This is a genomic window from Erythrobacter alti (assembly GCF_037996805.1).
Classification (GTDB): Bacteria; Pseudomonadota; Alphaproteobacteria; order Sphingomonadales; family Sphingomonadaceae; genus Alteraurantiacibacter; species Alteraurantiacibacter alti.
Genome location: NZ_JBBNAX010000005.1, coordinates 215,629 through 238,473, shown reverse-complemented (window position 1 = coordinate 238,473; position 22,845 = coordinate 215,629). Strand labels below are relative to the sequence as shown.

Sequence of the window (22,845 nt, the reverse complement as noted above, 5' to 3'; positions counted from 1 at the left end):
AGCAGCGTCCACTGCATTTCCCAAGAAACAGCGCCTTGCCCGCAGGGGCGCGTGTCGCCATAAGGCGGCCGATGGAGGCGCAAGAGGCAAGGGGTGGCGTGCTGCTCGACAGTGGGCAGCGGTATGGGTCCGAACCCGGCCTGCTGGCGCGCATATTTGCCCCGGCGGCCTCCCACTTACTCGAGCAGATCGATCGCGGTCTTGCCAGCGGCACGCTGCATGGCGAGCTGCCTGACGGAACGCGCTGCACGTTGGGTGGACGTGCTCCGGGCTTCGAATGCGAAGTCACCCTGCACGACTGGCGCGGATTGTTGCGCGTTGCCACCAACGGCTCGGTTGGCTTGTACCAGGCATGGGAGGCCGGTGAGTGGTCCAGCCCCGATCCGGTGCAATTGTTCGCGCTGTTCGTCGCCAATGCGGATGCGATGGGCAACACGGCACGGGCAAAAGGCCCGTGGCGATGGGCTGCCAAGGCGTTGCACGCGCTCAACCGAAACACCAAATCGCAAGCCGAAAAGAACATTCACGCGCATTACGATCTCGGCAATGATTTCTACGCCGCGTGGCTCGATCCAACGATGAGCTATTCATCTGCCTACCAGTTGGACAGCGATGGATTGCAGGAAGGGCAGCATCGCAAGTGGGAGCGACTTGCACAGCGTGTCGGCACGCCTGAGAGCCTGCTCGAAATCGGTTGCGGCTGGGGCGCGCTGTCGGCGCATTTTGCAGAAGGGGGTAGCAGGGTCGATGCCATCAGCCTGTCGGACGAGCAGCTTGACTGGGCGCGGGAACATCATCCCGGCGTTCAATTCCTGAAGCAGGATTACCGCGACACTTCGGGCCAGTTCGATGCCATCGTCAGCGTGGAAATGGTCGAAGCGCTGGGCCGCGAATACTGGGCCACTTTCATGGATTGCATTGCGCGCAACCTGAAACCGGGTGGCAGGGCTGCCATCCAGTTCATCGCCATGCGTGACGATCTGTTCGATGCCTATGTCAAGAGCGCCGACTTCATCCAGGCCTATGTATTTCCCGGCGGCCTGCTGATCCGCACCAGCGAATTTCGTGCGCTAGCCGAAGCGCGCGGTCTGGCGTGGACCGAGCAGGAGGACTTTGCCCTCGACTACGCCGAAACGCTCCGGCTTTGGCGTGCGCAGTTTGATCAGGCGGCGGATGAACAGCGCCTTCCGCCGGGATTCGACCGAAGATTCCGCGATCTCTGGCGGTTTTACCTGATGTATTGCGAGGGCGGCTTTCGCGGTGGCGGGATCACCGTTAGTCAGGTCACCCTGGTAAAAGACAAAGGGTAGCGCGCATGAAAAAATGGTTGATCGGGATCGCAGTGGTGATCGCTGCCGCGCTCGGCATTGGCTGGATGTCGCTCGACGATGACCAGCGCGGGCTGATCGCCAATATGCCAACCGATCGCAACGTGCTGTTCTGGGACGAGGAAACGCGCAACGCAGCTTTCCGCGCGATGGACGCGCTGCCTGCGCTGGCGCAGTCGCGCACAATCGCGGATGGCGAAGCGACCTATCCGCTGCCCGCTGGCGACCCGCTCGACCTGGGCGAGTTCGACATGGAAGCATACGTCGATTCGCAGAACTCCGCCGCCACCGTGATCGTGCTGGACGGCGAAGTCGTGTTCGAGCGTTATGACAGCGGATTCAGCGCAGATGGTAAATGGACCAGCTTCTCGGTCGCCAAGAGCCTGACTTCGACCCTGCTGGGTGCTGCCATCGCTGATGGCTTTATTGGCAGCGTGGAAGATCCGGTAACGCAATATCTGCCAGACCTCGAAGGCTCAGCCTACGATGGCGTGACTATCCGCCAGCTTCTGACCATGAGCAGCGGTATAAGGTGGAGCGAGGATTACGACGATCCGCAGAGCGATATTGCGCGCTTCAGCGAGCACGTTTCGCGCGAGGAGGGCGTCGATGCACTGGTCGATTACATGCGCCAGTTGCCGCGCGACGCGGAGCCGGGGACACGCTGGCAATACAACACTGGCGAGACGAACATGATCGGTATGCTGGTGCGCGAAGCAACCGGTAGGAACCTTGCCGATTATTTATCCGAGAAGGTCTGGGCACCGTTCGGGATGGAGCAGGATGCCACATGGATTCTCTCCAATACGGGTAGCGAGATATCCGGCTGCTGCATCCAGGCCAGCACGCGCGACATGGCGCGCTTCGGCCTGTTCGCGATGGGCGGCGGCGTGGCCGGTGAAAAGCAGGTCGTGCCTGAAGGATGGTTCGAGGAAGCCACTCAGTCGCTTTACGAAACGGGCGGGCGCTCTGTCGGCTATGGCTATCAATGGTGGACCTACCCCGGCGAGGCCTATGCCGCGCGCGGGTTGTTCGGTCAGGGCATTTTCATCGATCCTGCGCGTAACCTTGTCATCGCCAGCAACGCCAATTGGCCCGATGGCGTGGGTAACGGCGGCGCAAAGGCCGAACGCGACCGCTTCTATGAAGTCGTGCAAGCTGCTGTTGATGCCCGCAACAGAGCGGGTGCAGCGGCGCAATAAGGTGAACGGCGCGGTAGCATTATTTTTACGCTGAGGTGGTAGCGCCCCTGCGTGGTCGAACTTAACCCAAACTCTCTCGTCGGCGCGCAACAGGTGACGCCAGTTCTGCTCGTGATCGGCACCCGGCCGGAAGCGATCAAGATGCTGCCTGTCGTGCGCGCCTTGCGGCAGGTGCCCGAAGTGGACCTGAAGGTTGTCACGACCGGCCAGCATCGTCAGATGCTTGACCAGGTTTTCGCCGTGTTTGGCGAGAAGCCTGACATTGATCTTGACCTGATGACCCCGGGTCAGACCCTCGGGGACATTACCTGCCGCGTGCTCAAGGAAATGGAAGCCCTGATCGCCGAGCACAATCCCGGACTGGTGATGGTGCATGGTGACACCACTTCCGCCATGGCAGCGGCGATGGCGGCTTTCTACGTCCGCGTTCCGATCGGGCATGTCGAGGCAGGTTTGCGCAGCCATGACATCCAGCGGCCTTGGCCGGAAGAATACAACCGCATCTCGATCGATGCGATGGCAGAGCTCTTATGGGCTCCGACAAGCACGGCCGTGCTGAACCTGCGCGCTGAGCGCCCCGCCAAGCACGACACCACGCGTCATATCGAGGTCACGGGGAATTCGGGCATCGATGCGCTTTTGCACGTTGCCAAGGGCCTGGAGGGCGATGAGCTTGCGTCAATCGACGTGGCACTCGACCCGTCGAAGAAGCTGGTGCTTGTCACCGGCCATCGGCGGGAGAGCTTTGGCGGTGGCTTCGGCCGCATTTGTGACGCGCTGGTTGAAATCGCCAAGCGCGGCGATGCGCAGATCGTCTATCCGGTTCACCTCAATCCGCAGGTCAAGCAGGTGGTGGAAGAACGGCTGGGCAATACCTCCGCCATACACCTCATCCCGCCGGTCGATTACGTGCAGATGGTTGCGCTGATGCAGGCGGCGCATGTGGTGCTCACCGATAGCGGCGGCATCCAGGAGGAAGCACCTGCGCTGGGCAAGCCGGTACTGGTGATGCGTGAAGTGACCGAGCGGCCCGAGGCGGTTGCCACCGGCGTCGCGCAGATTGTCGGCACCAATGTCGACGGGATCGTTGCCGCAGCGACGAGGCTCCTGTCCGAACCTGATCATTACGAACGCCGCGCGCGCAAGGTCTTTCCCTATGGCGATGGCACTGCTGCGCAGAAGATTGCAGCCTCGGTCGCCGCGTTCGTGAAAAAAGCGCAGAATTCGAAGGATCAGGCAAGATGAAGGTCTGCACCGTAGGGCTCGGCTATATCGGCCTGCCGACCGCTGCCATGCTGGCGAGCCGTGGGCACGAAGTCGTCGGCCTTGAAGTCAACGAGAGTGTCGTCGAGGCGGTGAACGCAGGACGCGCCCATTTCCAGGAGCCTGACCTGCAGATGCTGCTGTCCGCATCGGTAGAGACAGGTCGCCTGCGCGCCACCACCACGCCCGAACCTGCCGAATTCTTTCTCATCGCAGTTCCTACGCCAATGGTGAACGAAGGCCCGGACATGGCCTATGTCGAAGCGGCTGCGCGCACGATTGCCCCGGTGCTGGAGAAGGGCAATGTCGTCATTCTCGAATCGACATCGCCGGTTGGCTCTACCGAGCGCCTTGGTGAGATTTTTGCCGAGGAGCGCCCCGATCTCACTTTCCCGCGCTACCGCGACGAAGACCGCGAGGCCGATGTCGCGCTGTGCCATTGCCCCGAGCGCATCCTGCCGGGCCAGATGCTGCGCGAACTCGTTTCCAACGACCGCATCATCGGCGGATTGACCACGGACTGCGCGAACAAGGCAGCGCGGCTCTACCAGAGCTTCGTTATGGGAACGTGCTACGTCACCGACAGCCGCGTTGCCGAGCTCTGCAAACTTTCCGAGAACGCCTATCGCGATGTCAATATTGCTTTCGCAAATGAACTTTCGATCATTTGCGACAAGCTTGGCACCGATGTCTGGCAGGTGCGTGAGCTGGCTAACCAGCATCCGCGTGTGAACATACTGATGCCGGGTGCAGGGGTGGGCGGCCATTGCATTGCGGTCGATCCGTGGTTCATCGTGTCCAGCGCGCCCGATGAGGCCCGCCTGATCCGCACGGCGCGCATGGTGAACGACGACAAGCCCAACCGCGTGGTCGAGACGATCCGTGGCCTGGCAGACCGCTTCAAGTCCCCGACAATCGCCTGCTACGGCATCACCTACAAGCCTGACGTGGATGATGTGCGCGAAAGCCCCGCACTCGAGATCGTCGAAGCTGTTGCAGGTATCGAAGGCGCGAAGGTGCTGGTGGTGGAACCCAATCTGGACGCGCTACCTGCCTCGCTGGCTGGCCACGACAATGTCCGGCTGGTCACGTCGGACGAGGCGCGCGAGGCGGCCGATATCGTTACATTCCTTGTCGGCCACCGCCAGTTCAAGCGCCTCGAAGGCGACAGCTATCTGTCCAAAGCCGTCGTCGACACGACCGGCATGTTCTCGACCCGCAAGGCGAAGGCGATCGAGCGGGACTAGCTTTCGCAGAACGAAAAAGGGCTCCGCGAACGGAGCCCTTTCCCGGATACCGATTAGGTGCGAACCGATCAGGGCTTGAACGAGCCTTGGTCCTTGAAGCGTGAAACGATGTTGTCGTGCACGATGGGGCTGAGCAGGTTTGCGAAGGCGCAACCGGCCATGCCATTTTCCCACCAGACGACCTCGGCCTGCAGGGATTCGAGACCCGGCAGGGTCAGCCAGCAAATCGAACCGGGGTGCATCCGGTTAACCGCCGTTGCCGAAAAGCCCGACAGCGAAAGGTCGTTCACGACCGTCTGGAAAGAGCGCGCGCCCGAGGCCCGCATTTGCGCAGGAATCATGATTCGCATGCGCGGTGCGCTGCGGTCTTCCTGTGCTGCTATATCGTAGCGGCCTACGGTGTTCTGCATGGTCATGGTGCCAAGGCTCCAGGCGGAGAGTTTATGGTGGGTTAGGCCTTACGGCCTTTGCTTGGCACAATCTGACGCGAATTGCTTACTGGTAGCTTGCCGGACGTGGTTAAGCGGTTATTTCCACTCTTTCGCGGTGGAGATTGGCGAAGTCTTCCTCCAGCAGGGCGGCGATACGATCACCAACCGCTTCTGGCGGTTTGACCGTTTGCGGGTCTTCGCCGGGGTAGGCACGTTCGCGCATCGAGGTGCGAGTCGCACCCGGATCGATGATCGCAACGCGCATTTCGGAAATGCGCTCGACTTCCTTTCCATGACATTCCAGTAGGTTCTCGAATGCCGCCTTGGTGGCGCCATAAGCGCCCCAGAACGGCCTCGGATCACTGCCGACTGAACTGGTCAGCCCGACGATGCGACCCTTTTCAGCACGTTTCAGCAATGGGTCGAATGCGGCGATCAGCGCCTGCGTGGACAGTACATTCAGCGTCAGCGCCTGGTTAAACTGCTTGGCATCGATCTGCGTGACCGGCGTCAGCGTCGGCAATTGCGCCGCGTTGATGACGAGGTAATCGAGCTTGTCCCACCGCTCCGCAATGGCCTGCGCCAGTCGCCCGATGGATTCGCCATCAGTCAGGTCGAGCGGGGCAATCGTGGCGCTGCCGCCGGCGTCATGAACGCGATCTTCGACCGCTTCAAGGTCGCGTACCTTGCGCGCGGTAAGCACGACATGCGCGCCCTTCGCTGCGAGTGATACGGCGGTGGCCGCGCCGATCCCGCGGCTCGCCCCGGTGACAAGTGCGATCTTGCCGGCCAGCGGCCGGTCGTCGGTGTTAGTGTCGGTCATCAGGCGTCCTCGCTGACAGGCAGGCTGAGCTGGGCCTGGCCCTGTGTCTTTGCGATCAGATCGGTGAGCGGGGTGGGATATTCACCGGTAAAACATGCGTCGCAATATTGCGGAGAAGCATTGTTGCGCCCGGCAAGACCCACCGCGCGGTAAAGCCCATCGATCGAAACGAATGCAAGGCTGTCAGCCTTGATGAATTCGCGCATGGCGGGAAGATCCATCCGACCGGCGAGCAGCTTCGAGCGTTCGGGAGTGTCGACCCCGTAATAGCAGCCATTGCCCGTCGGCGGACTGGCAACGCGGAAATGCACTTCGGCAGCACCTGCATCGCGCATGATCTGTACGATCTTCATGCTGGTCGTGCCGCGCACGATGGAATCGTCGATCAGTACGATGCGCTTGCCCGCCACGATGGAGCGGTTTGCATTGTGCTTGCGCTTTACACCGGCATGTCTTGCCCCGTCGCTTGGCTGGATGAAGGTGCGCCCGACATAATGCGAGCGGATGATGCCCAGTTCGAACGGAATGCCGCTTTCCTGCGCATATCCAATGGCGGCAGGCACGCCGCTGTCAGGCACGGGCACGACCAGATCGGCCTCGCACGGCGATTCCTTTGCCAGTTCGATGCCGATGTTTTTGCGGCTTTCGTAGACCGACCGCTCGTTGAAGATGGAGTCGGGTCGGCTGAAATAGACATGTTCGAAAATGCACGGGCGCGGTGACGGATTGCCAAACGGGCGGTGTGTGCGGACGGTCCCGTCGAAATCGACTTCGATCATCTCGCCAGGGTCGACCTGGCGGACGAATTCCGCGCCCACAACGTCGAGCGCCACTGTCTCGCTGGCAAATACGGTCGCATCGCCAAGCTTGCCCATGACAAGTGGACGAATGCCCAGCGGATCGCGGCAGGCGGCCATGCCGCGCGGAGTCATCACGATCAGCGCATAGGCACCTTCGACCAGCCGCAACGCATCTACCAGCTTGTCGAGCATGGTGGGATAGCGGCTGGTGGCGACAAGGTGGATGATGACTTCCGTATCCGAAGTGGACTGGAAGATCGCACCCTTTTCAACCAGTTCCTGCCGCAAAGCGCTGGCGTTCGAAATATTGCCATTATGCGCGACCGAAAAGCCGCCGCTGGCAAGATCGGCGTAGAGCGGTTGGACATTGCGCAGGCCCGATCCGCCGGTGGTTGAATAACGCACGTGCCCGCCCGCCATGTGACCGGGCAGTTCGGCTAGTGATTCGGCGGTAGAGAAATTGTCGGCGACATGACCCAGCGCGCGGCGCGTAAAGAATTCGGTACCATCGAAGCTCGAAATACCGACAGCTTCCTGCCCGCGATGCTGCAGGGCATGGAGGCCAAGCGCGGTGGTCGCGGCGGCATCATCACCGCCGATAATGCCGAACACGCCGCATTCTTCATGCAGCTTGTCGTCACCGTCTTCAGCGTGGAAGGGATGGGTCAATTTCATGGATGTCCGCTATGTGGCCTGCCGCGGCTCTCCAATGGCGATGTTGCGGATCGATTACAAGGGGCGTGCGGCGGGTTGTAGGCAAGCCATACGCTTGTCAGTCCCGCCGCCGCCCCTTGTGGTGCCGCGTTGGCCCGGCAGTTTGCGTAGCGGGAATGCAGGTCTGCTTGCTGCACGAAGCCGTGCGCCACGGCGGCGATGTCCAGCAGTTGTTTGGGGCGACATCTGGCGACCACGTGGCCGACCGTCGAAGCTCCGAACACCGCCTTGTAGCCATGATGCCGCACCCGCACTCCCGCGAAGTGAGAAAGCGATGAGGATGCAACTCATCGCTTTTGCCGCGAGAACATCCCCGTCGTCGTGCAGCGTATCGTCGAACTCGTCCTGATAAACCTAGGAACGAGTTCCTGTAACCGTCGTAAACGCAAGGATATTAGGGTCGAGTTCTCCTGAGGCGGTCATTTCCGCGTTCTCATCGGTCACGCGTTCAGCGAGTTGGAGCGCGGCGCTTCGATCTGTCGCGAAAATAATGCTTACTAAGACAGTTTGCCCGCCTGCGTGTGCCGATGGAGGCGATCCAAGGTTGTCGAGGCGACGCACAGCAACCATGGCTGCGTGATCCATTCTGACATTACCAGAGTCTCCAAGTAAGTTGATTTGCTCAGGCCTTCCATTTGCATTGGCTACGAACCGCACCCGAACCACTCCTGATCGGTTGATGCCGTTACCGTAGGGAATGCGATTAAGTTGGCGATCGAGTTCCTGTCCGAGGGTAGCGGCATAACCCGTTCCGGTTGGCTGAACGAGAATGTCCCCCTCTTCTTGGTAACCATCCTGAGCGGAAAGCGGCGCCGAGAGTGAAAATCCTAAGGCAGTGAATGCGTACGAAATAAATAAACGTCTTCTCATCAGGTCATCCTTTCTTACAAAAGATAACCGACCACAATGTAAAGCACGCCTCGCGCAACCCCCTACTTGGCGAGTTTGACCTAGGTCGATCACGTCGACATGCGTCTGGAGTGCGCAGTCAACGACATTTCTTTTAATACTGGAATGAGACGATACTAGGGCGGACGATACGAAACATATGACTACATTCAATATATGTTTCTTAGTTGTAGGTTATTGAAACAAACAATTTCAAATCGAATCGATTGACTTCAATGTCTTATGCAACCGGAGCTTGCCGTTTCTACGGCGTCAGACCATTCAGAATATCCGGCACGATCGCTTTTGGAAAGGATTACCGGATGGCTCATGAGCTCGGATTGCACATTTTGCCGTGCGCTTTCCACCCAATCCGAACTTCCCTAGCCTTCGACATGCGGCCCAGCGTTTGCTGGAATGGGCGGTGGATGCGTCGTGTGAGCGTGGAGTTCAGATCGGCCATAAGACCGAAATTCCACCTTTCGTATTCGAAGAAAACGATCTCGCCAATCTGCTCGCATATCTCGAACCGCACACAGAAAGGAAATGAATAGCAGTTTTTCCCGACTGGCTACCTACCGCAGCTATTACGCGGGTGATAAGACAAAGGCGGGCAGTGGTCGTAAGGGGTTCGCAACCTTCCGATAACGCTACCATTGCGAATAGGCTGAATTGAGAGCATCCTCCCCGTTGAATTGGGGAGTTGGCAGTGGACAGGTTGAGCTTCGCAAATCCGGTCTTCGCCACCTTTGCAGTCTCGGCAGCGCTTATGATCTTGCTTGGGATTGCCACGGCTTGGCTTACGGTAATCCAGATGATGCGCTTCAAGGGCGGTTTTCGCGCACCGGAGGACCTGAAAAAGACACCGCTAAATCCCAATCCTGTGCCAGACCAGACCGCTCCGAATGAACCGGTTGAACGCTATCGCCGTATCATGCAGAACCACTTGGAAAACCTACCATTCTTCCTCGTGATCGGCTTACTGTTCGTGGTGACCGATCCCTCGCTTGCGCTCGCACAATGGTTGCTATTTGGCTATGTTGTCTCACGTGTGCTGCATTTCCTCGCCTATGCTAGCGCTCAGGTTCACGAGGTCCGCGCGACCTTCTGGACGATAGGCTCGTTGATCCTGATAACCATGTGCATAATTGTGCTGCAGTCTGGGTGGGCCGCCGCCCAGCTCTGACGAAGTTACTTCTGGCTGTTCACCACTGCATCGGCCGCCTTGAATCCGATCTTCGAGTGCTGGCCGTCGCAAAACGGCTTCGTCGTCGAGGCACCACATCGACAGAGGAAAACGCGCGTCTTGTCGGCAAGGTCGTAGAGATTGCCATCACCATCGCGCAGCTCAAGCTGCGCCAAGTCTCCGGCGACGATATAAGGCCCGTCCTTCTTGGCGATGAGTTCGAGTGCCATGACACATCCTCTTTGCTAGCCAAATGAAAGAACGAGTATGCGCTCTAATGCGTTCCCACAATGACCTTCAGCGCCACCGTTGTTGCAAAACTTTGCCGTTTCTCAACCGTAATGCTGAAGAAAGACAGAGTCGCGAGACCAGCGATATTGCCGTTGAACTGCTTGTAAGGAAATTATTGCGGGTGCGCGAGCGTTTGTCCATGCCCGCTAGCTACCCCAGTTTGGGACGTTCTGATGGGCCCTTTGCACGACACCGGGTGCCAGCCGAGCGCAACGCACGAAGTTGTTGCCTCACAAAGCTGTCCCACAGTGAGTGATTACATGCTCACAAGCTTTTGATTTATAAAATAAACAATAAAATGGTCGGGGAGAGAGGATTCGAACCTCCGGCCCCTGCCTCCCGAAGACAGTGCTCTACCAGGCTGAGCTACTCCCCGACCGGAACCGTACGGAGCTTTTGGCTCCGCGAGGCAGAGGCGGCCCTATACGGACCGTGCCTGCCTCTTGCAAGCCTGTCGAAGCTGCTACTGAAATCAGCCGGTCCAAACCGCCGTGATGCCATTGCGGATGCCGGGTCGCGCTGCCATCACGCAACCAGAGCGGGAAGACAGGAACGGGATTTCGATGAAGGTTCTGATAACGGGTGCAGCTGGTTTCATAGGTGCAGCTTTGGCAGAGCGCCTGCTTGCGCGTGGCGACGCTGTCATCGGGATCGACAACTGCAACGACTATTACGACCCGGCGCTCAAGTACGCACGGATCGACCGTGTGCGCCAGCAGGGCGGGGAATTTACCTTCCACCAGCTCGACTTTGCCGACATGAATGCGCTCAAGGCTGCACTCGATGACGAGAAGTTCGATGCCATCGTTCATTTAGGAGCGCAGGCGGGGGTGCGATATTCGCTGGAAAATCCGGCGGCCTATATCCAGTCCAACCTGGTCGGCCATGCCAACATGCTGGAAATCGCGCGGCACCGCGGTGTGGCGCATATGGTCTACGCCAGTTCCAGCTCGGTCTATGGCGGAAACGAAAAGCTTCCGTTCAGCGTGGACGACCGCGCCGACCATCCCGTCAGCCTATACGCCGCAACCAAGCGCGCCGACGAGATGCTGAGTGAAAGCTATGCGCATCTCTATCGCATCCCGCTCACAGGCCTGCGGTTTTTCACCGTCTACGGTCCGTGGGGGAGACCCGACATGGCGATGTGGATATTCACCGGCAAAATCCTTCGCGGAGATCCGATACCGGTGTTCAACAAGGGAGAGATGTGGCGCGATTTCACCTTTATCGATGACATTATCAGCGGTGTGGTCGCCGCGCTTGATCACCCTCCGGCTGATAACGGTCTGGTCAAGGCGGGCGGATCGGCGAAGCCGCATGCGCTCTACAACATCGGCAACAACCGTTCTGAAAAGCTGACCCGTGTGATCGAATTGCTGGAAACGGCATGCGGCAAGAAGGCCGAGATCGACTGGCAGCCGATGCAGAAGGGTGACGTGACGCGCACTTACGCCGATATAGAGGCAATTCAGCGCGACCTGGGTTACCAGCCGACCACGTCAATCGATGAAGGCGTGCCGCAATTTGTCGAATGGTATCGTGCGTATCACAGCGACTAAAAAATACAGGCCTCGGCCAGCTTGCGGTCAATCTCCAGCAATGCTGGATCGGTAATCACGACAGGCTCTTTCGTGGTGGTGACGCCGCCGTGGGTGACGATCAACTCGCTCGACGGCCGTCCTGTCAGGCGCGATTTCAGTTCTCCGCGCCAGTCGCTAGATGTGCGCCGGGGCGGCAGGCGCGCCGGGCCAGGATTGCGAGTGAGGCCGAGAGTCTTGCCGATTGCATCCAGCATCGGCTCAGGATCTTTCGCTCCGCCCACGACATCGACCAGCGTGTATCGACCTATCGCCGCCTCATAGAACTGTGTGATGACCTCGCTGACGCTGCGGCCATCGTCGTAATAGCGGTCGTCGCTACCGGCGATTTCAGCGGCCGGTACGTCGGGAGCGGAATAGCGGCGATAGCTCGCCATCTGGTCGGCCAGCGGACGGACGGGAGTGACGATCTCGACTCGCCGTTTACCTGCCACTGCGCGCAAATGCTTTTGTAACCCGCTTTCAAAAGGCAATTCATGCGTCTTCACGATGAAATTGCGGCGAGCGATGCTGGCGGGCGACCAGTCGGACTGTTCGGGCTGGATACGGTCGAGATTGTAATAGAGCGTTTCGGAACTTTGCCAGACCTTCGGGCGCCATGAAAACTCGCGATAATTCAGGCGCAGGATGTCGATCAGGAAATGCGTGCCACTTCGCGGGAGCGAGCAGACCACGACCGCGACGCCGCTGTAATTGTCAGTCATTCCCGCTATCGCCCTTTGCCGAGTGCCTCGGCGCGCTAACAGAGCGTTCGCCACCGGGCAAGCCATGCCACTGGCGCCCCCGGACGGGCGGTGATAGCAGGACCGGATGAGTGATTCCGCGCGCCACCAGGAATGGCAATATCTCGATCTGATGCGCCACATCTGGGAGCATGGTGACGAGCGTATGGACCGTACCGGCGTCGGTACGCGTTCGGTGTTCGGCACGATGCTGCGCTTCGACCTTTCCGATGACCGGGTTCCCTTGCTCACGACAAAGCGCGTCTACTGGAAGGCAGCAGCGCGCGAGATGCTGTGGTTCCTGACGGGTGAGACCAATATCCGGCCACTGCTTCGGCAGGGTGTACGCATCTGGTCGGACTGGCCGCTCAAGAAGTACCGACAGGCGACCGGCGAGGATATCTCGCAGGATGATTTCGAAGCACGGATTGTCGAGGACGCAGCCTTTGCCCGCAACTGGGGCGATCTCGGGCCGGTTTATGGCAAGCAGTGGGTCAATTGGCCGACTTATGAATACGGGCCGGATGGCAAGTACCAGAAAAGTCCCGGCATCAACCAGGTGGCGCAGGTTGTCGAGAGCCTGAGAACCAATCCGGGTAGCCGCCGCCACATCATCGAAGGCTGGAACGTGGCGGAACTGGATCGGATGGCCCTGCCGCCGTGCCACAAGACCTATCAGTTCCATGTCGCGGGGGAGGGCGCCGACGCGCGGCTCAACTGTCTGCTGTATCAGCGGAGCTGCGACGTCGCGCTTGGACTCCCGTTTAACCTGTTCGGAGCTGCCTTGCTGAGCCGCATGATGGCCGCGCAAACCGACCTACAACCCGGTGAACTGGTGTGGAGCGGTGGCGATACCCACCTCTACCTCAACCACACGGAATTGGTCGAAGCCCAGCTCGAGCGGGAACCTGCAGGCGCGCCGCGGCTTGAATTAACGAGGCGTCCCGACACGATATTCGACTACCGTTTCGAAGATTTCCAGGTGCTTGATTACGATCCGCAGGGGGCGCTCAAGGCAGCCGTTGCCGTGTAAATCCGCAAGCGATTGACGGTTACAGGCGAAACTAATATAATTCCGAGCGGAAGTAATAATATTCCGCAACGCACGACAGACCGGGAGAGCAGCATGGCTTCAGCCAAGGACGAGAAAGGGCGTAACCGTCCGCAGCTCGAACTGCACGTGCCCGAACCGCACTATCGGCCCGGTGATGCGGTCGATTTCAGCCATCTCGACATCTCGGAACCGGGTGCGCAACCGCGTCCAGACGAGGCGTGCGAAGCTAAAGCGACTTATCCGCTGTGCGACGACCTGATTCGTGTGCTTGGCGACGATAACAGGGCTCACGGCCCCTGGGACCCGCGCCTCAGCGCTGACACGATGCGCACCATGTTGCGCGAGATGGCGCTGGTTCGCGCATTCGACAATCGCATGTATCGCGCCCAACGGCAGGGCAAGACCAGCTTCTACATGAAGTGTACCGGCGAAGAGGCGACCAGCGTCTGCGCCACGCACGCACTGGCTGCCGATGACATGATCTTCCCCAGCTATCGCCAGCAGGGCTGCCTGATTGCCCGCGGATACGAGCCGGTCGAGATGATCAACCAGATCTATTCGAACAAGGCGGACAAGCTGAAAGGTCGGCAATTGCCGATCATGTATTGTTCGAAGCGCCTTAGCTTCTTCACCATCAGCGGTAATCTGGCGACGCAGCTTCCGCAGGCAACAGGATTTGCGATGGCAAGCGCGAGCAAGGGCGATTCGCGCATTGCCGCGACCTGGGTCGGCGAGGGCAGTACCGCAGAGGGCGATTTCCACTCCGCCCTGACTTTCGCGACGGTTTACAACGCGCCGGTCATTTTTAACGTCATCAACAACCAGTGGGCAATCTCCAGCTTCTCCGGCTTTGCCGGCGGTGAGCGGGCAACCTTTGCTGCGCGCGCCATCGGCTATGGCATTGCCGGACTGCGAGTGGACGGTAACGATCCCCTCGCGGTGTATGCCGCAGAGCGCTGGGCAGCGGACCGAGCGCGTTCCAATGGCGGACCCACCCTGATCGAGCATTTCACTTACCGTGCCGAGGGTCATTCCACATCGGACGATCCGACAGCCTATCGGTCTGCCGAAGAGCGTGAGGAGTGGCCGCTCGGCGACCCGGTCAACCGGTTGAAGAACCACCTGATCGCTCTGGGCGAATGGTCAGAGGAGCAACAGGAAGCACAGGATGCCGAGCTCGACCAGATGGTGAAGGATGCGCAGAAAGCCGCTGAAAAGAATGGCATTCTCGGTCACGGCCTGCACCATCCGTTCCACACGATGTTCGAAGACGTGTTCGAGGAACTGCCTTAGCATCTCGAAGAACAGGCTGACCAGGCAATCCGCGAGCGCAAGATCAAATGGCCAGAGGGGCCGGCGGAATGAGCGAGATAATGGAAAACACCGCCCCTGCAGGCGAGGCTGGCGAAGCCAGGCACATGAACATGATCGAGGCGATCAATTCTGCTCTCGATGTCATGCTCGACCGCGATTCCGATGTGACCTTGCTGGGCGAGGATATCGGCTATTTCGGCGGCGTGTTTCGCTGCACGGCGGGCTTGCAGGAGAAATACGGCAAGACGCGCGTGTTCGATACGCCGATTTCCGAATGCGGCATCATTGGCGTCGCGGTGGGAATGGGGGCTTATGGCCTACGCCCGGTGCCCGAAATCCAGTTTGCCGACTACATTTATCCGGGCCTCGACCAGCTGATCAGCGAAGCTGCGCGGCTGCGCTATCGCTCGGCTGGTGAATTCATCGCGCCAATGACCGTGCGCAGCCCGTTTGGCGGTGGCATTTTCGGCGGGCAAACACACTCGCAAAGCCCCGAAGCGATTTTCACCCACGTATCGGGCCTGAAAACGGTTATTCCGGCAACGCCCTACGACGCCAAGGGGCTGCTGATCAGCTGCATCGAAGACAATGATCCGGTGATCTTCTTCGAACCCAAGCGCATCTATAACGGTCCGTTCGACGGCTATTACGACAAGCCCGCCAAGAACTGGAAGGGCCGCAACGATGCGCAGGTGCCTGAGGGTTATTACAAAATACCGCTGGGCAAGGCGCGCAAGGTCACCGAAGGCGATGCGCTGACGATCCTCGCCTATGGCACGATGGTCCATGTGGCGCAGGCGGTGTGCGAAGCGAAGGGCGTGGAGGCTGAAATTCTTGACCTGCGCACGCTCGTCCCGCTCGATATCGAAGCGATCGAAGCCTCGGTGGAGCGCACGGGTCGCTGTCTCATCATTCACGAAGCAACCCGCACTTCGGGCTTCGGTGCAGAGCTTTCCGCGCTCGTCACCGAACGTTGTTTCTATCATCTCGAAGCCCCGGTCGAACGCGTGACCGGTTTCGACACGCCCTATCCGCACAGCCTCGAATGGGCTTATTTTCCAGGCCCAGTCCGCATTGGCGAGGCCATCGACAAGATCCTGAGCGAGTAACGCTATGGCCAAGTATACATTCCCCATGCCCGACATTGGCGAAGGCATCACCGAGGCGGAGATCGTCAACTGGTACAAGAAGGTCGGCGACCGGATCGAGGAAGACGAGGAATTCGTCGACATGATGACCGACAAGGCCACCATGCCGCTCGAAAGCCCGGTGACGGGCACGATTCTCGAGGTTGCGGGCGAAGTCGGTGACATGGTCGCCATCGGCGCACCGCTGATCGTGGTCGAGGTCGAAGGCGAAGTTCCCGATGAAGCCGAAACGGCGGATGAGGACGAGGCGCCGGCACCCAAGGCTCCTGAAGTCGAAAAGCGCATTGAGGTAGAGACGCCCGACGCAAGCGACCAGGTGGATGCTGCGAAGGCCGCTCCAGAACCGGCACCCACTCCCGCGCCCGACCCTGCTGTTTCGAGCAGCAAGGTCCTTGCCACCCCGGCCGTGCGCAAACGCGCCAAGGAACTGGGAATCGACCTCGCACAGGTGAAGCCGCACGAGGATGGTCGCATTCGCCACGCTGACCTTGACAGCTTCATTTCCTATTCGGGTGGTTACTCCGGTTCTGCCCCTGCGCGTGCCGACGAACAGATCAAGGTCATCGGCCTGCGCAAGCGGATTGCCGAGAACATGGCTGCGGCCAAGCGCAACATCCCGCATTTCACCTATGTGGAGGAATGCGACGTTACAGAGCTGGAGAATACCCGCACACAGCTCAATGCCAACAAGGGCGACAAGCCAAAGCTTACCATGCTTCCCCTGCTGATCAGCGCGATCTGCAAGACATTGCCCGATTTCCCGATGATCAACGCCCGCTTCGATGACGAAGCCAAGGTCGTGACCCGGCACGGCAGTGTGCACCTTGGCATGGCAACGATGACTGACAACGGTTTGATGGTCCCGGTCATTCGCGATGCGCAGGCCAAGAATCTCTGGCAGCTTGCCAACGAAATCGGTCGCCTCGCAGAAGCAGCGCGCAGCGGCAGCGCGAAGTCGGAAGAACTTTCGGGCTCGACGCTCACCGTCACGTCGCTTGGCCCGCTTGGCGGCGTTGCAACCACGCCCGTCATCAACCGCCCGGAAGTTGCCATCATCGGACCGAATCGCATCGTCGAGCGGCCAATGTTCGTGACCGGACCGGACGGGGTAGAGCGAGTCGAGAAGCGCAAGCTCATGAACATTTCGATCAGCTGCGATCACCGCGTTGTCGATGGCTATGATGCTGCGGCATTCGTGCAGGAAGTGAAGAAAAAGATCGAGGCTCCGGCCACCATTCTGGCCGGTTAATCGCCGCCACGCAAAAACAGTTCAAAAAGCCGTGCGACGTGTGTTGACAGCCTTTCGGCCCTCCACTAGATGCGCGGCTCCCAAGAGGCGCTAGAGCCGCTTAGATGCGCGGGTGTAGCTCAGTTGGTTAGAGTATCGGCCTGTCACGCCGAGGGTCGCGGGTTCGAGTCCCGTCACTCGCGCCACTTGGGACATTTTTCCTTATCGCCAATCACGCTGGCTTGCGGAGCGCGCTGCGCTTCGGCACAGCATCGCTTGTGAGCAACACTTTCACATTTGATCCCGGCCCGCGTGTCGTCTCCGGCGAGGGGGTAAACGCCGATCTGGCGCGCCTGCTGCCCGATGGCCCGGTGCTGTTCGTGACCGACGCAAACTTGCGCGCTCTCGGTCTCGCCGATGCCGCGCTTGAAGGCCTCTCGAAATGCGACGTGGCCGTGTTCGACGATGTCCGGGAGGACCCCACCGAGCAAAGTGTGCTCGATGCAGTGGCGCTAGGGCGTGCGATCGGCGCGACCAGCGTGATCGGCTTTGGCGGTGGCAGTCCGATGGATGTCGCCAAGGCCGTTGCCTACCTGCTCGGCACGGGTGAAGAAATCGGCGAGATCTATGGCGTTGATGTCGCGCAAGGGCAGGGGTTGCCACTGGTGCTCGTGCCGACGACTGCCGGAACTGGCTCTGAAGCGACACCGATCAGCATTCTGACCGTGGGCGAGACGAGCAAAAAAGGCATTGTCGCGCCTGCGCTCTATGCAACCTGGGCGGTGCTCGATGCCAGCCTGACAATCGGCCTGCCGCGCCATGTCACCGCCGCCACCGGCATCGATGCGATGGTCCATGCGATAGAGGCCTTCACCACCAGGCGGCTCAAGAACCCGATTTCCGATGCGCTCGCCAAAGAGGCCTTGCGCTTGCTCAGCGCCAATATCGCGACCGCTTGTGACGAGCCGGATAATTTCGCAGCGCGCGATGCCATGCTGCGCGGTTCCTATTTGGCGGGCGTGGCCTTCGCCAACGCGCCATGTGCGGGTGTCCATGCACTTGCATATCCGCTGGGCGGCCATTTCCATGTGCCGCACGGCCTGTCCAACGCGCTGATGCTGCCGCATGTCCTCTCGCACAACATGCCGGCTGCACGCGAAATGTACGCCGAACTCGCGCTGGAGATCGATCCGTCGCTCGCCGGGCTGGGCACGCAGGCGCGGGCGCAGGGTTTCGTCGAGGCATTGCGAGCGATCACCACGCAGACCGGCCTGAGCCCGCGACTTGCCGATGTCGGTGTGGGGGCGGACTCGCTCGACCTGCTGGCGGATGAGGCGATGAAGCAGGAACGCCTGCTCATCAACAACCCGCTTCCCATCAACCGCAATGATGCGCTGCGCATGTATGAGGCCGCCCTGTGAGGACCAAGCCATGAGCCGCGATGCCGCCCGTCCGCGCAGTGCCTACCGCGCCTTTCGCACAATCCCCACACGCTGGTCGGACAATGACGTCTACGGTCACGTCAACAACGTGGTCTATTATTCCTGGTTCGACAGCGCCGTGAATGCCGAGCTGGTCGAGCGCGGCCTGCTCGATATCGAGCATGGGCCGATGATCGGCCTCGTCGTTGAAACGCAATGCCGCTACTTCGCGCCGCTGTCGTTTCCGCAGATTGTCGAAGCGGGCATGTGGGTGGCGAAGCTTGGCACATCGAGCGTGCGCTACGAAGTGGGTATATTCGCGCAGGATAGCGAGGAAGCTGCGGCCGAGGGCCATTTCATTCACGTCTATGTCGACCGCGACACCCGCCGTCCTGTGCCATTGCCGGATAAATGGAGAGAAGGGCTGGAACGCCTCGCTTAACCCCAGCGACCCGTCTCCATCCAGATAAGGAAGCGGCGAAGTGGAAGCAGCCAGACGAGACCGAGGGCAAGATAGACAATCGCCTGAAACAGTGCGTTCCAATCGCCGATCAGGTCAGGCACGTAACGCGCTATGACGATTGCATAGACCGTAAGCACGGCGCACAGGCCAAGAATGCCCAGCGGTATCCGCAAAGTTGGCTCGGTCCGCATTAAAACGGTCCGTGCACGCGCGTCGGGGTGATTATCGCAGTCAGTCGCATATCGTGCTCCTCGGTGGGCAATTCGTCGACCTTCTGCACATCCCAGGCAAGTCCAAGCGCAATGGTGTCAGGATGTGCAGCAAGGTAGCGGTCATAAAAACCGCCGCCCTGGCCGAGGCGATGCCCGTCTTCGGTAAATCCCACAACAGGGACGAAAAGCACCCTTGGCCTGACTATTCCGGCGTTCAGGCCAGGCTGCATCAGGTCCTTGGGACCCTTTTCGAGATCGGTTTCACCGAACGGATCGGTGTGTTCGCGAAATTCCATCGACTGGTCGGCGTCTGAAATACGGGGGAGGGCGATAGGGTGCCCTGCCTCCATCAGGAACCGCGCATATCCGCCAGCGGGCGCCTCGTGCGCGGTGGCGTGGTACAAGCCGATTGTCGCGCCCTGGGGCAACAGATCGAGTACCGGAGCGGGCGGGCGACGAAATACGAGCGCGCTGACCTGCGGTGGCAGGCTGGCGGTATGTTCGCGCCGTGCTTTGCGGAGTATTTTGCGAAGTGCGGATTTCTGGTCGGTAATGTCAGTCACGGCTTCCCCCTAACGAGGGAATGGCAGTGGCGGAACCACCATGGGTCGTTTTCCGGGAAATCCTCTGACGCGAAAACGTCAGGTGGGCGCCGTATGCACCGATCCCACAGCCGAACTGGTGGACCGGGCAGGGACAGCTCCCTTGGATTGCTTATAGCCTCAGGGATATTCGAACGGCTCGTACCGGGCAGTCCCGCCAAACCTTATTTAGTGCGCCGGAGGAGCACTCACAAGCGCCTTTGTTAACCTGCTGCCTCAAGCTGACTTGCCATACCTTCGAGTTTGTCGGCGAGTTCTTCCAGCCTGCGGGCCTGATCGTCGTCCGCACCTGTGGTTTGCGGTGCAGCCGCGGGGGCGCTTGTCTTGGTTTCGTGCAGTTCGTCAGCCAGCAACAATGCGCCGTATAGCAGGATCCGTTCGGGCGACTGGCCGGTCAGATTATCCAGCTGTGTCAATTTGTTATGGATCGATGCGCCCAGCATTTCGATATGCGGTTCTTCGCCTTCGGCACAAGCAATGGTGTAGCGGCGACCCGCGATCTCGAGAGTGACATTGCTCATGACGATTCCATCGTCATGAGCAACCGGTCGATCTGCTGCAAGGCCTCGCCAGCCTCACGCTGGAGTGCTGCATAGCGGGCTTCAAGTTCGGGATCGGAACCGGTCGAGGAGGTCGAACGCGTGTCAGCGGCGGCCGCAATTCGTGCTGCGGCCGCGTCGATCCGGGCGATTGCCTGTGCAACCCGGTCCGCAGTGCGCTCACCGTTCATGATTGATGAAATAGCCAAGTTTCGCGCTGCGGCAAAGCCTTGGCCGCGAAAGCTGTGAATAATCCTCGTTCGAGAGTTCGGTTGATTGCCCTGCGGTGGGGTGTCTCGCTTGACCTAGCCGCCTGCCACCACCACACAACGCCGAACCGAATCGCCACCCGAGTGAGGTGGCGAATGGAGCATGTAATGAGCGACCAGAATATCCCTTTCCACGACATGGCCAATGCTATCCGCGCGCTGTCAATGGATGCAGTGCAGGCAGCCAATTCGGGCCACCCCGGAATGCCGATGGGCATGGCGGACGTGGCGACGGTGCTCTGGTCCGATTATCTCAAGTTCGATCCCTCCGCGCCCGACTGGGCCGACCGCGACCGCTTCGTGCTCAGCGCAGGTCATGGCTCGATGCTCATTTATTCGCTGCTCTATCTGTCGGGTTATGACGCTCCGACGCTGGAGGACATCAAGAACTTCCGCCAGCTGGGCAGCCCGTGCGCCGGGCATCCCGAGAACTTCCTGCTGGATGGTGTCGAAGCGACCACTGGCCCATTGGGGCAGGGCCTTGCGATGGCCGTTGGCATGGCCATGGCCGAGCGGCACATGAACGCGACTTTCGGTGATGATCTGGTATATCACCGTACCTGGGTGATCGCGGGTGACGGTTGCCTGATGGAAGGCATCAACCACGAGGCCATCGGCCTTGCCGGTCACCAGCAGCTTGGCCGCCTGATCGTGCTGTGGGATGACAACAACATCACCATTGATGGCGATATCAGCCTTTCCTCATCCGAGGATATCCCTGCACGCTACAAGGCGACCGGCTGGCATGTTGCCAAGTGTGACGGGCACGACCCTGCCGATATTCGCCGCGCGATCGACGAAGCAGTGGCGGAGACTGGCAAGCCGTCGCTGGTTCAGTGCTCGACAGTGATCGGCAAGGGTGCGCCCAATAAGGGCGGCACCAGTGCAGTCCACGGCGCTCCGCTGGGCGACGAAGAGATCGCGGCCGCCCGCAAGGAGCTTGGTTGGCAACACGACCCATTCGTAATTCCCGACGATGTTCTGGCTGCTTGGCGTTCCACCGGCGAGCGCGGCAAGGGTGCTCACAGCGACTGGGCGAAACGTCTGGAGGGTTCTTCCGATAGGGTTGAATTCTCGCGCCGCATGGCCGGCGAACTGCCCGACGGCGAGCAAGCGACGAAAGCGTTCCGCAAATGGATCGAGGAACCGCAGAAGGTCGCCACCCGCAAGGCGAGCGAAATGGCGCTTGACGTTCTGACGCCGCTGCTGCCCGAAATGATCGGCGGAAGCGCCGACCTAACAGGTTCGAACAACACCAAGACCGCAGCCACCGACCCGCTTACGCCAGACAACTACGGCGGGCGCTATGTCTACTACGGAATTCGCGAATTCGGCATGGCTGCCGCAATGAACGGCATGGCATTGCACGGGGGCATCATTCCTTACGGCGGCACGTTCCTGATCTTCACTGATTATGCGCGCGGGGCCATCCGGCTGTCAGCGTTGCAGGAATGCCGTGTCATTTATGTGATGACGCATGATTCCATCGGTCTTGGCGAAGATGGTCCTACGCACCAGCCGATCGAGCATCTGCAGAGCCTTCGCGCCATGCCGAATTTGCTCGTCATGCGTCCGGCAGACCGTGTCGAGACGGCCGAGTGCTGGAAGCTCGCTCTCCATCAGGAAGGGCGGCCTTCCGTCATCGCACTCAGCCGCCAGGGCTTGCCGCAGGTCCGCAATGCGCCGGATGAAGCCGATATGAGCAGCATGGGCGCCTATCGCCTCAAGCGCGCAGGCAGCAAGCGCAGCGTGGTGCTGGTGGCGACGGGTTCGGAAGTATCGCTCGCGCTTGAATGTGCTGAAAAGCTGGAGAAAGCCGGCATCGGCGCTGATGTCGTGTCGATGGTCTGCACCGAGCTTTTCGATGAGCAGGATGCAGCTTACCGCAGCGATATCCTGCCCGCAGACGTATGCAAGGTATCCATCGAAGCCGGGACGACCTATGGCTGGGAGCGATATACAGGCACAGACGGGATGCAGTTCGGAATAGACCGCTTCGGCGCATCGGCACCGGCAAAGGATCTATTCGAAAAATTCGGTCTCACCGCGGACGCGATCGTCCCGCAAATCATTAACCGTATCAACGGATAAGCAGGAGTTTC

The 22,845-nt window shown here is 60.0% G+C and carries 23 protein-coding genes, 2 tRNA genes and 1 other RNA gene; 14 read left to right on the top strand and 12 right to left on the bottom strand.

Annotated features, from left to right (window positions below; translation table 11 throughout):
* The first annotated feature begins 71 nt into the window (after positions 1–71).
* Genes AAC850_RS06565 through wecC form a run of 4 tightly spaced genes read left to right on the top strand, consistent with a single transcriptional unit; the run spans position 72 to position 5,040 of the window.
* Positions 72–1,310 (top strand): class I SAM-dependent methyltransferase, encoded by a 1,239-nt coding sequence (locus AAC850_RS06565; protein ID WP_340587884.1) that lies wholly within the window; start codon positions 72–74, stop codon positions 1,308–1,310.
* Between the two features lie 5 nt (positions 1,311–1,315).
* The gene (locus AAC850_RS06560; RefSeq protein ID WP_340587883.1) at positions 1,316–2,530 is read left to right on the top strand and encodes a serine hydrolase domain-containing protein; all 1,215 of its coding nucleotides are present in this window, start codon (positions 1,316–1,318) and stop codon (positions 2,528–2,530) included.
* A gap of 51 nt (positions 2,531–2,581) precedes the next feature.
* A complete protein-coding gene (wecB, locus tag AAC850_RS06555; protein ID WP_340587882.1) occupies positions 2,582–3,775 on the top strand; it encodes a non-hydrolyzing UDP-N-acetylglucosamine 2-epimerase in 1,194 nt (397 codons plus the stop codon).
* Positions 3,772–5,040, top strand: a complete 1,269-nt coding sequence (gene wecC / locus AAC850_RS06550; RefSeq protein WP_340587881.1) for a UDP-N-acetyl-D-mannosamine dehydrogenase — start codon at positions 3,772–3,774, stop codon at positions 5,038–5,040. Before wecB ends, wecC begins: the two co-directional genes overlap by 4 nt.
* Positions 5,041–5,108: 68 nt before the next feature.
* Here wecC and AAC850_RS06545 read toward each other — a convergent pair whose 3' ends face one another.
* The 4 genes from AAC850_RS06545 to AAC850_RS06530 all read right to left on the bottom strand — a co-directional run bounded on the left by AAC850_RS06545 (position 5,109) and on the right by AAC850_RS06530 (position 8,678).
* Positions 5,109–5,456 (bottom strand): PilZ domain-containing protein, encoded by a 348-nt coding sequence (locus AAC850_RS06545; RefSeq protein WP_340587880.1) that lies wholly within the window; start codon positions 5,454–5,456, stop codon positions 5,109–5,111.
* A 103-nt stretch (positions 5,457–5,559) separates the two neighbouring features.
* Positions 5,560–6,294 (bottom strand): SDR family NAD(P)-dependent oxidoreductase, encoded by a 735-nt coding sequence (locus tag AAC850_RS06540; RefSeq protein ID WP_340587879.1) that lies wholly within the window; start codon positions 6,292–6,294, stop codon positions 5,560–5,562.
* Positions 6,294–7,769 (bottom strand): amidophosphoribosyltransferase, encoded by a 1,476-nt coding sequence (gene purF, locus AAC850_RS06535; protein WP_340587877.1) that lies wholly within the window; start codon positions 7,767–7,769, stop codon positions 6,294–6,296. The genes AAC850_RS06540 and purF overlap by 1 nt, the downstream gene beginning before the upstream one ends.
* A gap of 393 nt (positions 7,770–8,162) precedes the next feature.
* Positions 8,163–8,678, bottom strand: coding sequence for an energy transducer TonB family protein (locus AAC850_RS06530; RefSeq protein ID WP_340587876.1), 516 nt, complete (start codon positions 8,676–8,678; stop codon positions 8,163–8,165).
* A gap of 727 nt (positions 8,679–9,405) precedes the next feature.
* Here AAC850_RS06530 and AAC850_RS06525 point away from each other — a divergent pair.
* Positions 9,406–9,882: an MAPEG family protein gene (locus AAC850_RS06525; RefSeq protein ID WP_340587875.1), complete on the top strand. Its 477-nt coding sequence runs from the start codon at positions 9,406–9,408 to the stop codon at positions 9,880–9,882.
* A gap of 5 nt (positions 9,883–9,887) precedes the next feature.
* On the opposite strand, the gene AAC850_RS06520 is transcribed toward AAC850_RS06525, so the two are convergent.
* Together AAC850_RS06520 and AAC850_RS06515 are read right to left on the bottom strand one after the other, a co-directional pair.
* A complete protein-coding gene (locus tag AAC850_RS06520) occupies positions 9,888–10,112 on the bottom strand; it encodes a CDGSH iron-sulfur domain-containing protein (protein ID WP_340587874.1) in 225 nt (74 codons plus the stop codon).
* Positions 10,113–10,472: 360 nt separating this feature from the next.
* Positions 10,473–10,549: transfer RNA gene (locus AAC850_RS06515), tRNA-Pro, on the bottom strand.
* 187 nt (positions 10,550–10,736) lie between these two features.
* Between AAC850_RS06515 and AAC850_RS06510 the strand changes: the two genes are divergently transcribed.
* Complete coding sequence (locus tag AAC850_RS06510) at positions 10,737–11,732, top strand: SDR family NAD(P)-dependent oxidoreductase (protein WP_340588085.1); 996 nt, start codon at positions 10,737–10,739, stop codon at positions 11,730–11,732.
* Here AAC850_RS06510 and AAC850_RS06505 read toward each other — a convergent pair.
* Positions 11,729–12,475 carry a hypothetical protein gene (locus tag AAC850_RS06505; protein WP_340587873.1) on the bottom strand — a complete coding sequence of 249 codons (747 nt, stop codon included), beginning with the start codon at positions 12,473–12,475 and terminating at the stop codon, positions 11,729–11,731. The genes AAC850_RS06510 and AAC850_RS06505 overlap by 4 nt on opposite strands.
* Before the next feature lie 106 nt (positions 12,476–12,581).
* Here AAC850_RS06505 and AAC850_RS06500 point away from each other — a divergent pair, with 106 nt between their 5' ends.
* From AAC850_RS06500 to AAC850_RS06470, 7 genes are all read left to right on the top strand, one after another.
* Positions 12,582–13,526 carry a thymidylate synthase gene (locus AAC850_RS06500; protein WP_340587872.1) on the top strand — a complete coding sequence of 315 codons (945 nt, stop codon included), beginning with the start codon at positions 12,582–12,584 and terminating at the stop codon, positions 13,524–13,526.
* Positions 13,527–13,619: 93 nt separating this feature from the next.
* On the top strand, positions 13,620–14,840 hold the full coding sequence (locus AAC850_RS06495) for a 3-methyl-2-oxobutanoate dehydrogenase (2-methylpropanoyl-transferring) subunit alpha (protein WP_340587871.1): 1,221 nt from the start codon (positions 13,620–13,622) through the stop codon (positions 14,838–14,840).
* 68 nt (positions 14,841–14,908) lie between these two features.
* Positions 14,909–15,970, top strand: coding sequence for an alpha-ketoacid dehydrogenase subunit beta (locus AAC850_RS06490; RefSeq protein ID WP_340587870.1), 1,062 nt, complete (start codon positions 14,909–14,911; stop codon positions 15,968–15,970).
* A 4-nt stretch (positions 15,971–15,974) separates the two neighbouring features.
* On the top strand, positions 15,975–17,258 hold the full coding sequence (locus AAC850_RS06485; protein WP_340587869.1) for a dihydrolipoamide acetyltransferase family protein: 1,284 nt from the start codon (positions 15,975–15,977) through the stop codon (positions 17,256–17,258).
* A 108-nt stretch (positions 17,259–17,366) separates the two neighbouring features.
* Positions 17,367–17,443 (top strand) — tRNA-Asp (locus tag AAC850_RS06480).
* A gap of 72 nt (positions 17,444–17,515) precedes the next feature.
* Positions 17,516–18,658 carry an iron-containing alcohol dehydrogenase gene (locus tag AAC850_RS06475; RefSeq protein WP_340587868.1) on the top strand — a complete coding sequence of 381 codons (1,143 nt, stop codon included), beginning with the start codon at positions 17,516–17,518 and terminating at the stop codon, positions 18,656–18,658.
* 10 nt (positions 18,659–18,668) lie between these two features.
* On the top strand, positions 18,669–19,100 hold the full coding sequence (locus tag AAC850_RS06470; protein WP_340587867.1) for an acyl-CoA thioesterase: 432 nt from the start codon (positions 18,669–18,671) through the stop codon (positions 19,098–19,100).
* Here the strand turns inward: AAC850_RS06470 and AAC850_RS06465 are convergent.
* The 5 genes from AAC850_RS06465 to AAC850_RS06450 all read right to left on the bottom strand — a co-directional run bounded on the left by AAC850_RS06465 (position 19,097) and on the right by AAC850_RS06450 (position 20,665).
* Positions 19,097–19,312 carry a DUF2842 domain-containing protein gene (locus AAC850_RS06465; RefSeq protein ID WP_340587866.1) on the bottom strand — a complete coding sequence of 72 codons (216 nt, stop codon included), beginning with the start codon at positions 19,310–19,312 and terminating at the stop codon, positions 19,097–19,099. The two genes, AAC850_RS06470 and AAC850_RS06465, sit on opposite strands and share 4 nt — an antisense overlap.
* Positions 19,312–19,896, bottom strand: a complete 585-nt coding sequence (locus tag AAC850_RS06460) for a 5-formyltetrahydrofolate cyclo-ligase (RefSeq protein ID WP_340587865.1) — start codon at positions 19,894–19,896, stop codon at positions 19,312–19,314. Before AAC850_RS06460 ends, AAC850_RS06465 begins: the two co-directional genes overlap by 1 nt.
* Before the next feature lie 28 nt (positions 19,897–19,924).
* Positions 19,925–20,093: non-coding RNA, 6S RNA (gene ssrS, locus AAC850_RS13960), on the bottom strand.
* Positions 20,094–20,138: 45 nt separating this feature from the next.
* Entirely contained in the window at positions 20,139–20,456 is a 318-nt protein-coding gene (locus tag AAC850_RS06455; RefSeq protein ID WP_340587864.1) for a cell division protein ZapA, read from the bottom strand.
* Positions 20,453–20,665, bottom strand: coding sequence for a hypothetical protein (locus tag AAC850_RS06450; protein WP_340587863.1), 213 nt, complete (start codon positions 20,663–20,665; stop codon positions 20,453–20,455). The genes AAC850_RS06455 and AAC850_RS06450 overlap by 4 nt, the downstream gene beginning before the upstream one ends.
* 186 nt (positions 20,666–20,851) lie before the next feature.
* On the opposite strand from AAC850_RS06450, the gene tkt reads away from it, so the two are divergent.
* Entirely contained in the window at positions 20,852–22,834 is a 1,983-nt protein-coding gene (gene tkt, locus AAC850_RS06445; protein WP_340587862.1) for a transketolase, read from the top strand.
* Positions 22,835–22,845: the final 11 nt, after the last annotated feature.